The sequence below is a fragment of the Occallatibacter sp. genome, from assembly GCF_035317045.1.
In the GTDB taxonomy this organism is placed as follows: Bacteria; Acidobacteriota; Terriglobia; order Terriglobales; family Acidobacteriaceae; genus Telmatobacter.
In genome coordinates this window covers 164,924-177,127 of the sequence record NZ_DATHHT010000035.1, presented here as the reverse complement: position 1 = coordinate 177,127, position 12,204 = coordinate 164,924, and the positions used below count along the sequence as shown (strand labels likewise).

Sequence of the window (12,204 nt, the reverse complement as noted above, 5' to 3'; positions counted from 1 at the left end):
CAGTGGGGAGACCGAGGCATCGGTTTCCCCCGCGGGCGGACGGTCCCGTTCATCCTGTCGTGATTGATCTCCGACGCTCAGTGCACAAGCGCGGGTCCCGGCGTCCCGTCGGACCACTTCCAAACCGGGACCATCATAATCGTGACCCGCTCTTCAGGGTCATTCGCCGCGATAGTCGGGGAACCCTCCACATTGGCGCCCCAGCTTTTTTCCGCATCGCCTGAAACAAAAATCATCACGTGTGGATGCCAGTGCACGTCGCGATCGTTCAGGTACTGCTGCTTCGACATCATGTAGCACATCGATCCCGGCTCCAGCGCGGGCAGTTCTTTCTTGTCCAGCGCTGCGGAGGTTTCTGCGAGAATCTGTGCCCTCGATTTTCCCGCGAGCACCAGTCTGGTCTTCATCAGAAAGATCGGCGCAAACGTTCTTGCAGCAGCCGGATTGAAGCAGATGGGCGAACGAATTTTGGGATTCCAGAACTCGGGGGCATCGGTGGTCGCGCCCCAGGATCGTTCCACGACACAGAGAAAACCATTCGTGCCTTTCACGGCGGTCGTGAATCCCGTCCGCCCCAGCACCATCACTTCGGCTCCATCCGAAATGGAGGCCGGCGCACCGGTGCGCGCCAGCGCAATTTCAGCTTTCTCGTCGGGCATCAAGTATTGATCGACAGGAGCCAAGGCCGGATAAGCGGCCTTCTCCGCCTGCGCTTGTGCGTGAGAGGTGGTGCCCGGTATCGCAACCGGGACCAGAAACGCTAACGCGATGATCGCGACATTGTTCTTCCGCATAGGACCTCCAAAGGGTGCATCTCTTGTGTCAGGTTTGGGAACCTGCGCTTATTCTTTCCAGACCGATACTTCATTGTGCTGCGCTTCCTTCGCTCCGGCAAGCGGTTTCAAACTCGTCGTAACTCGCCCAGTGGAGCGTCACGGTCGCGTTGTCGATAAGCGGTCCAGTGTTCAGCTTGATGCCCTGCTCGTTAGGCCGGTCCAGCACCAACTCCGGCCCATGCCAGGCCCCAGCCACATCGAAAAAGCCGCGGTTGTGGTAGTTGATCTGGAACGGCTTTTGCCACTCCAGAAACCGGAAGTCGAAGAGACTCTGGTCGCTGGTCAGGTAGCCGCCATACATCGTGCCGCTCAGGTCCATCCGCTCCACCGACTCCGGGGCGAGGCACAACCATCCTGTGCCCTTCAGGTCGGCGCTCCAGATCTTTCCCTCGCGCCTCCCCCCGCCATGCCGCCCAGGTTTTCCCGGCCACCACGACACATATAGCGGATACGTCTTCCCGTCTTTCGAATGAAGGATGCCCGAGCCGTGCCAGTAGAGCAGCGGCGTGGAACGCCCGCCGATGTGCAGCGCCCACGGATTTAACGCCACCATCAGCACCCAGAAAAAGGCGCACGCGGCAATCGCGAACAGCACCAGCTTCATCAGGCAACCGCTCAGACTTCCCAGACAGCCACCCTTGCCTCGCATGCGGCGTAGTATAGCGCGGGGCCCGAGAACAGAGAAACAGAGAACAGTGGACAGTGGACAGTGGAGTGGACAGTGGACAGTGGACAGTGGACAGTGGACAGTGGACAGAGAACAGTGGACAGTGGACAGAGAACAGTGGACGGTGAACAGTGGACAGTGGACAGTGGACAGTGGAGTGGACTGTGAAAGAGAACAACTGGACTCTATTGCAGGCCGGTCCAGACCATGCGGTGAAACATCTTGTCCATTTCTTCCGGCGATTCTTTTTCGCCGCGGTCGAGCCACCAGCGCAGCAGCGAAAGCAGGCTGCCCGAGAACGCCGAGGCGCGAGCAGCCAGTTCCCGCTGCGGAATCCTGGTAAGCTTTCCGGATTCTGTGAGCCGGCGCTCGATGCCGCGCGCAAAGTAGCCCTCGGCAAGCTCGAAGAAGTCCTTGAGGTGGCCGGAATCGGAAAGCACGCGGTAGAGCTTGTTCTGGTTCCCGATGTGCGCAAACATCTCCGCCACGGGCACAACGCGACTCGACTTGTCTTTGCGCACGCTAAGTGAAGTGCTCATCATTTCGAGAAACATTTCCAACTGGCTCATCAACAGGTCGTCCTTGTCGCGATAGTGCAGGTAAAACGTTGACCGGCCCACGTGGGCGCGATCAAGCACGTCCTGCACCGTGACGTCGTTGATGGGCTTCTCCACAATCAACGTAATCAGCGCGTGGCCGAGTTGGTCGCGCGTACGTTGCACGCGCGCATCCGGCTTGCGCGGTTGCTTTGGATTTCTTTGCGCGGTTGGTTTCTGCGCCTTGGTGCGCTCGTTTCTGGACCCGTTTCTGGACAATGCCCGCCTCTTTGTTCAACAACGCGGCTTGCGCGCTGGACGCGGCCGCATTTCAAAGCTACAGTGCGAATCATAGGCTGAATCGCGCGGTTCGCCGACGGAAAAGTTCGCCAATGAAAAGGAGAGTCACGATGAATCGACTTCGCTTGCTTGCAGTGGGGACCGTGCTGATGTTCGCGTTGAGCGCGGCGGCACAACAAACAACAACCAGTCCGGACGCTCACGCCGCCGCGGTCGCACCGGTTGAACAGCATCTGAAGATGCTGAGTGAGAAGCTCAGTCTGACCGCCGATCAGCAGGACAAGGCCAGACCAATCCTGCAGGAAATGCATAATGGATCGCAGAAGATCGCGGACGATCAGAGCCTGACGCCCGATCAGCGTGAGGCTGCGATGGGGCCGGTGTTCATGAAGGCCGACAAAGCAGTCCGTGAGTTTCTGACAGACGATCAGAAAAAGAAGCTGGACGATCTCGAGGCGCAGATGCATTCGGGATCGCACGACAACCCGCATGGAACGACGGCGGCACCGCAGCAGAACTGAAGAAGCCAGTGTTGTGGCGGACCTCCCAGAAAGCAGATCCTTCTGCGCCGCTTACCCCACGGATGATGAATCATTCGTGGGATAAGCGTGCGGCACTCAGGATGGATGACAATTCCAAGTGTGCGCATTGTGGATGACTGAAGTCATGCCTCTACAAGCGAAGAGCGGATGCTCCTGTTCTCATTTGCCTTGACCGTTTACCGGCGTGCTCATGCCGGAAAAGATCCGCCATATTCCATCGCCGTCACGCCGCCACGTGTGCAGGATGCGCATCTTCCCGCTCTGCTCCGCGCCGTCCTTGTTCACCCATGTTGAACTGACGCGGTAAGTCGTCGTAGCCAAGTCGCCAGAGAGCTGCACCGTCAAGCGCTCCAGCGAGTAGTTCTTCAGGTGTTCGCCCTTGGCGGTGTGGGCGGTGATCCAATCGGTGATGTGCGCTTTGCGGGCTGGATCAGGGCTGGTGAACGGCCAGCCGAGAAAATCCTCGCTCCATAATGCGCGGTAGTCCTCGAGATTGTTGGCTTGCACGGAGCGCCAGTAAGCCTGCTCCCGCGCCCAGACGCCTTCTTCTTTGGTGCCTTGTTGCGTGTGGCATAACCCCGCCGAGAGCAGCAGGGCAACGATCATCCATCCAATGCGCTTGATGATGGCTCCGGGTTTCCGGCGAGGCGTGAGGTCGTTCGCTGACAGCATGATGAAGAGGAATCTGGACATGAATTCTCCGCGAGGAATTGCTTAGGTGTATTCCTTCGCGGGGGGCAAGTCAAACGCGAGGGATTCAATCCTCTTTGTCTTCGAGTTCTGATTCGGTGGTTTCGCGTTCGGCTTCGAGGCGTTCTTCGAGTTCTTTCACTTTGCGTTTGTGGAAACGAAAATTTCCGCAGAAGCTGCGGCGATGGCAGTTGACGCAGTCGGCGGGCGGTTCGCAGGTGGACTTTTCGGGAGCTAGGGTGTGGCCGTCGGCATCTTCGCAGGTTTCGCGGACGGTCTCGGTGGGCTTTTCGTCGGATTTTCCGGCGAGTCGCGCGGCGATCTGAAGTCCATAGAAGTAGACGCCGGCATGGCGGGGGTCGATGCGGCGGGAGGCGAGGCCGCGGAGAACCTGATTGATGGCGATCTGAACTCCGGCGGTGTCATCGGTGGAGGGAAGCAGGAGCGGATCGACCGAGGTGGTCGAGATGTTGGTATAGCGGCGGGCAGCGGTGTGGTAGTAGCAAAAGGCTTTTCCGCGAAGGGCGGCGGCTTTGCACTTGTGTCCGCTGGTGAGAATATGCCGGCATTCGTTAAACATGGGCGTAACTCCTTGACACCCCCCTATTACCCCGTCTCTCCAGGTAGATGTCCTGAATTCATCGGGTTATGGAGCGGGGTGCCGGTAAAGGTCTGTGTGGATTGAGGTTAGCTGTAGAGGTTTCTAAAGACAGGGGTTAGGGATTAGGGACTAGGGATTCGGGACTAGGGACTAATAACCTAACCGGCCTATTGAACTTATTCTTAGAACTCGTGTGAGAGAGGGTTTGCATTTGAGATCATTGTGCGCCGCATGGGGATAATTACCTGCAAAATGGCGGGAAGTTTTTGGCGAGTGGAATGAAGGGGTTGGCGGGAATCTTCGCGAAGAGGGCTTGACGAAAAAAGGCTGAGCGGCGGATTTGCGCCAGGCGGGAGGTGGAAGCGAGACTGGAGCGATGAAACTGGGCCAGCAATTTGTGCGGGCATTTCCTGGGTGTGTGATGAGCGCGGCATCAGTGCGGGGCGCGGAACCTGCGAAGCAGTCGAGGCCGGCACAGGCGGACATCAGCGCGATGTTGACGGAGGCAGGCGTTGAGGTGCGGTTCCACGATATATCGTGCTTTCCCACCCAAGCCGACCTTGGATGGGGCGCCCTCGTTCATGCTGGTGTCTGAATTTTCACTGCAGATCGATCTGCAATACCTGGATCGAAAACGCAGGCAGCGTGATGGAGAATTTGCTGCTCACGTCATGCACGGGCGACTCGACAGGCACGAGCCGGTTGGGATCGTCGATGCTGTTCGTCGTCTGTGTGTCGGGCGCGCTCAGCCGCACCAGCTTCGCAATTGTGTTTGGTCGCGCACCGGGCATCGCGATCTGCAACGGTTGTGGATCAGACGATGCGTTAACCAACTTCAGATAAAGCTGTTTCTTCGCCGTGTTGATCGTGGAGGAGTAGAAGAACTTCGCGCCGCCATTCTCAAGCTTCGAGGCAACCGTGTGATCGCCGAGATACGACGCGAACATCACCTGCGCGTAATAAGCAGGCGAGCCATAGCTCTTCATCGCGTTGTAGCCGATCAGGTTCGTCTCCCACTGCATGCCGCCCGGATCCACGCGCACCAAGAGCGGAGCGTACGAGGACATCACGATCAGGTCGCTGTTTCGCTCCAGGCCCGTCATCCACGCGGCATCGCCCAGCGCGGCGCCCATGTTCGGCGTCGGCGATCCCTCGCGCGTAGCCCACTCGCCCACAAAGATCTTTGGCCCGTTGCGGTCAACTTTGTCATAGTGGCCCGAGTCCCAATTCTGCGGTGAACTCGAGTTGCTGTCAGAGGCGTCGTAGTGGTTGGCGTCGTGGAAGTTTTGCGTGGCGCGCACGTAGTAGTGTTCGTCGACCACGTCGGGCTTCATGCCTTTCACAGGTGCGGTCGCGATCAACTGCACGTCGGGATACTTCGTCTTGAGCGCCTTGTAGAACTGCATGTAACGCGCGTCGTAGCTGCCTGAGCGGTCAAACCAATCTTCGTTTCCGATTTCGACATACGTAAGTTTGAAGGGCGCGGGGTGACCGTCTTTCACGCGTTCAGCGCCCCACTTCGTCTGCGGACCGCCCGTGACGTATTCGAGCTCATCAAGCGCGTCCTGCACGTAAGGCTCGAGATCCGCGCCGGGATTCACGTGCTCCTGCGCCAATGAGTAGCCCGCATAGACCGCCAGCAAAGGCTGCATGTGCAGGTCTTCGCACCACTCCAGAAACTCGAGCAGCCCCATGCCGTCACTTGATTGATAATTCCACGGACTGCGATGCGTCGGCCTGTCGACGAGCGGACCAATCGTTTTCTTCCAGTCGAAGCGCTCCTTAATGTGTTCGCCCTCCAGATAGTTGCCCCCCGGCAAACGCAGGAATGCCGGGTGCATCGCAGCCAGCTTGTCCATCAGGTCGACGCGGTTGCCGTTCGCACGATTGTGATACGTGGGCGGAAACAGCGACACCAGCTGCAACCACAGCGTGCCCGCATGACCGGCAGTGATGACAAGATGATTCGTTGACGAAGCCTCCATCGCGCCAGTCTTCAGCGTGAACGTGAACTGCTTCCACTCCGTGCCAACTCCGTTCACTGTGGCAGAGGCAACGGCTTTGCCGGCGTCGTCATTCACCAGGCTCACGCTGATGGGCCCCAGGCTCGGGCTGTCTGCCTTCGCGTAGAACGATCCCTTGTATTCCGTGTTGTGGCGCAGCGCCATGCCCCACCAGCCCACATTCAACGCGCCGGCCTGGTTGTGCGCATCAGCTTGCTCAATTTCAATCTTCAGGCTGTTTGGCAGCGCGTCGCTCGGGCCGGTGGTTGCGTCGTGACTCATTTTCGCCCGCGCGTTTCCATCCTCGACGAGATACCAGTAGAGAATGCCGCTCCAGTCGCCGCGAAGGGTGCGGTTGCGCACCATCTCCGCGTATAGGCCGCCGTCATAGGAGTAGTTGATTTCCTCGGTCATCAGCCCATAGAGCGTCAGGCTGACGGTGGAGACGGGCTGGTCGGGATGAAGCGTCAGCGTCGCTGGTGCGTTCTGACCGGAAGCAACGAGGGTTGAAGCGGCCATCGCCATGGTAGTGGCGATACAGGCAAACGTTTTCTTTGGCATCGAAAATCATCTCCGAAAAGAATGCCGGGCCAGTATATCGCGCAACACCGTCGGCCACCGCCGTTGAGGTTTGCCATAAGATTAGTTGCCAAAAGCAACTAAATTGGGTTAGCCTGTTTCTATGCCGATTGGCGCCAGCGACAAGCCTCATTTCGCCGAGCAGGTTTCCGCCGTCCGGCAGTTCAACCGCTTCTACACGGCGCGATTGGGCCTCTTACGGCGGCGTCATCTCGATGGCGAATTTGCGCTTACTGAAGCGCGCATTCTCTACGAGATCGGCGCCAGTCCGGGGATGACCGCGTCCGCCCTGCGCCAGATTGTCGAACTCGACGCAGGCTACATCAGCCGTCTATTGTCCGCGCTTACCCGGAAAAAACTGGTGCGCCAGTCAGTCTCTGCAGCGGATGCGCGCGAAAGACTGCTCACGCTTACGGCGACAGGCGTGAAGGCGGTTGCGCATCTCGACCAGCAGTCCACAACGCAGATTGAGAAAATGCTCACGCACTTGACTGGTGCCGACCGCGAAGCGATGGTCACGGCGCTTGCACGTGTTCGCGCCATCCTAGCCGAGCCGTCGAAACCGCCGGTAAGGATCGAGCGCCTGCGCTCTTCCAGCAGCGAGGCCCTCGCCACTCTGCGCGAGTATTACGAAGCCGTGCACGTGGTCCAGCGAGATACGCCCGCGAGCATCCAGAAGATGCTCAAGGCGCCTGACTCTGGAATGTGGATGGCATTTCTTGGAGACGAAGTCGTGGGGTGTGTCGTGCTGCGCAAACTCGATTCAATTCCGCACGCCGCCGAATGCAAACGGCTCTATGTCCGGCCCGCGGCGCGCGGAAACCGCATTGCTGACGCGCTGCTTGACGCGATGGAAGCATTTGCTCGCACCCAGCATGTCCAGTGGATTTACCTCGATACCTACGACGATCTCAAGACTGCAATCGCACTGTATGAAAAGCGGGGTTATCAGCGATGCGAGCGCTACAACGACAATCCCCAGGCCACACTATTTATGCGCAAGCGTCTGGGCTGATGCATCTGAGGCCAATTGCGGTCAGGGTGCTGATGCGAATTGACTAGAAGATCCAGCCGCCGCCGACAACTTCTTCGCCGTCGTAGAAGACAGCTGACTGGCCGGGAGTGACGGCGCGCTGCGGCTCGTCGAAGGTTGCGAGCACTTCAGTACAGGCTGCACCGAAATTTGATTCCGCCGCTGGAACAGGCTCGAGCGTGGCCCACGCCGGCTCATGGCGATGGCGGATCTTCGCCTTCACACGCATTGGCGCGGTGAGTTCGGGAATGCTGATCCAGTTCAGGCGGTTCGCGCGCAGCGTGTGCGTCGCCAGTTCCTCGTCTGCGCCAACCGTTACACGATGACTCGCTGCATCGATATTCAAAACGTAGAGCGGCAAAGGCGACGACACTTTCAACCCCTTGCGCTGCCCGACGGTGAAGTTGGAGATGCCCTCGTGATGTCCCAGCACTTCACCCGTTGAAGCTACAAGCTCGCCTGCCGTGTCCGGCATTGCTTCGCCCTGCTCCTCAAGATAAGCCGCAAGAAAATTCTGATATGACCCACCAGGAATAAAGCAGATCTCCTGCGAGTCTGGCTTCTCGGCCAGCGCCAGCCCCTTCTGCCGCGCCACTTCGCGCACCTCGGGCTTGGTCATGTGGCCAAGTGGGAACAGCGTGTGCGCCAGCTGCGCCTGCGTCAGGCCGAAGAGAAAGTATGTCTGGTCCTTCGCGAGATCGGCCGGGCGCTTCAGAATCCAGCGCTTGCGCTCTGGATCGTACTCGTTGACGGCGTAGTGGCCGGTAGCAATCGAGTCGGCGCCGATCGACCGCGCGGTCTTCAGCAACTGGTCAAACTTCAGATGGTTGTTGCAGAGCGAGCACGGAATCGGCGTCCGGCCGGCGAGATACTCCGAGACAAACGGCCGCACCACATCCTGCTCGAAGCGCTCTTCCTGGTTCACGACGTAGTACGGAATGCCGAGGTGCTCGGCCACGCGGCGCGCGTCATACACATCATCCAGCGAGCAGCATCGTCCTGCCTTCGGCGCATCGGGAATTCCATGCTTGCCGGCGAGACGGGTCTGATCCCAAAGCTGCAGCGTGAGGCCGACAACCTTGGTCCCCTCATCCAGTCGTACGAGGATCGCCGCAACCGTAGAAGAGTCAACTCCTCCGGACATGGCAACGGCGATGGTGTGATTCTGAGGCATGGGAATAGCGTGCAACTCTATTTTCGCATCAATTGCATTCAGGATGCTGAGTCCGGCTGGAGCGATACATCCCGCATGAATTGACGACCTTGTATAACCTGCAACCGATCGGTTGCACTATTGCACTATTGATGGCCATATTCTGTGGCCAAGTCCATGCCATTCGTCGAGTTGCAATCGGCCTTTTTCCGTAAGGTACTGCGGGGATTGAAGTTAGCCGCAGAGCGCCCACAGCCAAGCATCAGGTTCCCTTCTTGTCATGCCAATGATCCGGGAAAATTTTCACTGCTCTGAACCTTTTTATACCGTTTGAGCAGGAAAGCGTCGCAACGGTGGCGTTGCTCTTCGCGCTCCAAAGCAGATCCTGATTTTGCGGTTGCAACGGTGGTAAAGCATTCGCGGCAGATGGAATCGATTGTGCCGTCATCATTTAGTCGATGTGTGAACTGTAATGTATACATGTGAGCCATGATTTCGCTCCTTTTTATCTAGACCCTGACCGAGCGCAACTCCAAGTTCTCTATACATACGTACTAGCAATTGGCATTCCCTCTTTGGTTCAGGCGCAAATAATGGTTTATCGACACCGTTAACCCCGATTGCTTTCAGTCACTTCTCAAGGATGTCGATAGATTCGCCGACGCGACCGAAGTGGTGCGTCTGACTGCGGGGAAGGTCGAAAAGCAGATTCTTCCTTCACCACCCCAAACTGAAGTGCGTTTCGGGCCCAGTTCACTCAGAATGACACCGTCAGTCAGGACACAAGGGACGCTGCAGAATGACACTCTTGATTATGAAAAGAATCTCGGACTCGGGATACTAGCCGAGGGTTCCGGCGGCAACGGGAGATAGCGTCCGCAATTGCTGCACAGCTTCGGGGACAATTTGCAGCACGCGATCGATTTGCGCCTCGGTCACCGTCTTCAGCAGGCTGAACCGCAGACTCGCACGCGCCCGTGCTTTATCCAGTCCCATCGCCATCAGCACATGGCTCGGCTCTGTCGCGCCGGAGTGGCACGCAGACCCGCCGGAAACCGCGATTCCCTTCAGATCGAGCGCGATCACCAGCGCTTCGCCTTCAAGGTTGTCGAACCAGATATTCGTGGTATTCGCCGCGCGGGGTGCCGGCTTTCCGTCTGGCAAAGCTCCGTTCAACCCCGTCCCCGGCAGCGCCAGAACTCCCGCTTCGAGCTTGTCGCGCAGAGCTGCCAGCTTTGTCATGGTGCCGTCTTCAAGGCTGTGCATGGCCAGTTCCACGGCCTTGGCCAGACCCACGATGCCTGCTACGTTTTCAGTTCCCGCACGGCGGCGGCGCTCGTGGCTTCCGCCCACAATCAGCGAGTCAAGCGGTGTTCCGCGACGTACAAACATCGCGCCTACGCCCTTGGGTCCATGAACTTTATGGCCGCTGATGGAGAGCAGATGGCAGCCAAACTGCCGTACATCAAACTTGACCTTGCCGGCGCCTTGCACGGCGTCCATATGGAAGAAAACACCCGTATCCGCTGCAATTTTGGCGATTTCGGCCACCGGCTGCAGCACGCCCGTCTCGTTATTGGCCAGCATTACGCTGATCAGCCGCGTTTCCGGCCGGATCGCGCGCAAAATATCATGCGGGTCAATCAACCCGCTCGGCTGCGGAGCAACAAAGGTCGTCTGCACGCCAAAGTTGGCTAACTTGTTCGCCGCTTGAATGACAGCAGAGTGCTCGATCGATGTCGTAATCAGGTGATCGCCAGGGTGGAGCAGGCCGAACAGGGCTGTATTGTCGCCCTCCGTCCCGCCTGAATTGAACACCACTTCGGCATCGTGGCAGTTGAAAAACTCCGCCATCGTCTCGCGGGCCCGGTCAATCGCCGTACGTGCCTGCTGTCCATCGAGATGGATCGACGACGCGTTGCCAAACTGCTCAATCCAATAAGGACGCATCGCGTCAACCACCTCCGGCAGAAGGGGTGTGGTGGCGTTGGCATCCATGTAAATGCGGGTGCCCGGTGCGTTGTTGGTAGACATGAGCAGAAGCCTCTCTTTGCGAGGTTATCACAGGAATTAATCACATTGAGGGATGACAAAAGCGGTCTCGGGTCGGGTGCAAACCATCGCGAATGCCGTAATCTTGCCGCATGGCCCGTCTGCCCATCCCGGAAATCGTTGCACGGATGCGCCACGAGCTTCTGGATTGGTACGAGAGCAACAAACGCGACCTGCCCTGGCGCCACACGAACGATCCGTACGCTATCTGGGTCTCTGAAATCATGCTGCAGCAAACCCGTGTTGCCGTGGTGATCGAACGGTGGAAGGGATTTCTGGAACGCTTCCCCACAGTGCAGGCATTGGCCAAAGCCGATGAACAGGATGTCCTGGCCCTTTGGAGCGGTCTCGGCTATTACCGTCGCGCACGCATGCTTCACAAGGCCGCGCAAACCATCAATGCCGGGCACGCTGGAAAGATGCCCTCCGCCGCTACTGAACTGCGCAAACTCCCTGGCATTGGGCTCTACACCGCCGCCGCCATCGCGAGCATTGCGCATGGCGAGTCCGTTGCCGTGGTCGATGGCAATGTTGAGCGCGTCCTCAGCCGCATTCGCGGGTGGGAGTCGCACGACGCTGTCGGAGAAGCGGCTGTCCGCCGCAAAGTGGAGGAATTCTCGACAGCACTGGTCGACCCGCGCCGCCCCGGCGATTTCAACCAGGCCATCATGGAACTTGGCGCCACTGTCTGCACGCCGCGCAATCCGCAATGTCTCGTCTGCCCATGGAGGACGGAATGCCGCACACTGGGCGAGCACAAGACTCCCAAACGCGCGCCGATGACAAGAAGCGAAATCGCCTGCGCACTTGTCGTTTGGGAAAGCGATGCGGGTGCTGAAGTTCTGCTTGAACAACGCGCCGCGACCAACACCGTCATGCCCGGTATGTGGGAACTGCCTTCGCTTCCCGAGGGCGATGTGGTTGCAAGTGAAGTGAGATTTACTGTGCGCCACGCGATCATGCAGGTCAACTACACGGTGCGCGTCTACGCATTGCCGCCGCACGAAGTCTCCGCGACAGCAGGCAATGCCGCGGATCAGCGTTGGGTGCCGGTCGCGGAAGCATCCGCGATGGCGCTCACCGGCCTCGCCCGCAAAGTTCTCACTCGCGCCGGGCTATTGCAAACTTCAGCCCACAGCAAGTCGGCAGGGTTTGCGCCGCCCGCGATCAGGGAATTAGTCTGAAGATTCGCAGAGACATCGTCCTTCCACT

At 58.6% G+C, this 12,204-nt stretch carries 11 protein-coding genes; 3 read left to right on the top strand and 8 right to left on the bottom strand.

The features are described from left to right. Positions 1 to 77: 77 nt before the first annotated feature. The 3 genes from VK574_RS17595 to VK574_RS17585 form a co-directional block, all read right to left on the bottom strand. Positions 78 to 794, bottom strand: coding sequence for a hypothetical protein (locus VK574_RS17595; RefSeq protein WP_472801173.1), 717 nt, complete (start codon positions 792 to 794; stop codon positions 78 to 80). Positions 795 to 864: 70 nt separating this feature from the next. Next, positions 865 to 1,440 (bottom strand): hypothetical protein, encoded by a 576-nt coding sequence (locus tag VK574_RS17590; protein WP_472801172.1) that lies wholly within the window; start codon positions 1,438 to 1,440, stop codon positions 865 to 867. Positions 1,441 to 1,688: 248 nt separating this feature from the next. Beyond that, the gene (locus VK574_RS17585) at positions 1,689 to 2,318 is read right to left on the bottom strand and encodes a TetR/AcrR family transcriptional regulator (protein ID WP_472801171.1); all 630 of its coding nucleotides are present in this window, start codon (positions 2,316 to 2,318) and stop codon (positions 1,689 to 1,691) included. A gap of 131 nt (positions 2,319 to 2,449) precedes the next feature. On the opposite strand from VK574_RS17585, the gene VK574_RS17580 reads away from it, so the two are divergent. Continuing rightward, on the top strand, positions 2,450 to 2,860 hold the full coding sequence (locus VK574_RS17580) for a hypothetical protein (protein ID WP_472801170.1): 411 nt from the start codon (positions 2,450 to 2,452) through the stop codon (positions 2,858 to 2,860). Positions 2,861 to 3,040: 180 nt separating this feature from the next. Here VK574_RS17580 and VK574_RS17575 read toward each other — a convergent pair whose 3' ends face one another. The 3 genes from VK574_RS17575 to VK574_RS17565 form a co-directional block, all read right to left on the bottom strand. Next, positions 3,041 to 3,574 carry a YybH family protein gene (locus VK574_RS17575; protein WP_472801169.1) on the bottom strand — a complete coding sequence of 178 codons (534 nt, stop codon included), beginning with the start codon at positions 3,572 to 3,574 and terminating at the stop codon, positions 3,041 to 3,043. Positions 3,575 to 3,638: 64 nt separating this feature from the next. Beyond that, positions 3,639 to 4,151 carry a hypothetical protein gene (locus tag VK574_RS17570; RefSeq protein WP_472801168.1) on the bottom strand — a complete coding sequence of 171 codons (513 nt, stop codon included), beginning with the start codon at positions 4,149 to 4,151 and terminating at the stop codon, positions 3,639 to 3,641. 620 nt (positions 4,152 to 4,771) lie between these two features. Then, a complete protein-coding gene (locus tag VK574_RS17565) occupies positions 4,772 to 6,736 on the bottom strand; it encodes an alpha-L-arabinofuranosidase C-terminal domain-containing protein (RefSeq protein WP_472801167.1) in 1,965 nt (654 codons plus the stop codon). 121 nt (positions 6,737 to 6,857) lie between these two features. On the opposite strand from VK574_RS17565, the gene VK574_RS17560 reads away from it, so the two are divergent. Continuing rightward, on the top strand, positions 6,858 to 7,769 hold the full coding sequence (locus tag VK574_RS17560; RefSeq protein ID WP_472801166.1) for a GNAT family N-acetyltransferase: 912 nt from the start codon (positions 6,858 to 6,860) through the stop codon (positions 7,767 to 7,769). Positions 7,770 to 7,812: 43 nt separating this feature from the next. Here the strand turns inward: VK574_RS17560 and mnmA are convergent, their stop codons facing one another. Together mnmA and VK574_RS17550 are read right to left on the bottom strand one after the other, a co-directional pair. Next, complete coding sequence (gene mnmA / locus VK574_RS17555) at positions 7,813 to 8,961, bottom strand: tRNA 2-thiouridine(34) synthase MnmA (protein ID WP_472801165.1); 1,149 nt, start codon at positions 8,959 to 8,961, stop codon at positions 7,813 to 7,815. A gap of 819 nt (positions 8,962 to 9,780) precedes the next feature. Then, the gene (locus VK574_RS17550; RefSeq protein ID WP_472801164.1) at positions 9,781 to 10,974 is read right to left on the bottom strand and encodes a cysteine desulfurase family protein; all 1,194 of its coding nucleotides are present in this window, start codon (positions 10,972 to 10,974) and stop codon (positions 9,781 to 9,783) included. A 110-nt stretch (positions 10,975 to 11,084) separates the two neighbouring features. On the opposite strand from VK574_RS17550, the gene mutY reads away from it, so the two are divergent. Then, a complete protein-coding gene (gene mutY, locus VK574_RS17545; RefSeq protein WP_472801163.1) occupies positions 11,085 to 12,176 on the top strand; it encodes an A/G-specific adenine glycosylase in 1,092 nt (363 codons plus the stop codon). Positions 12,177 to 12,204: the final 28 nt, after the last annotated feature.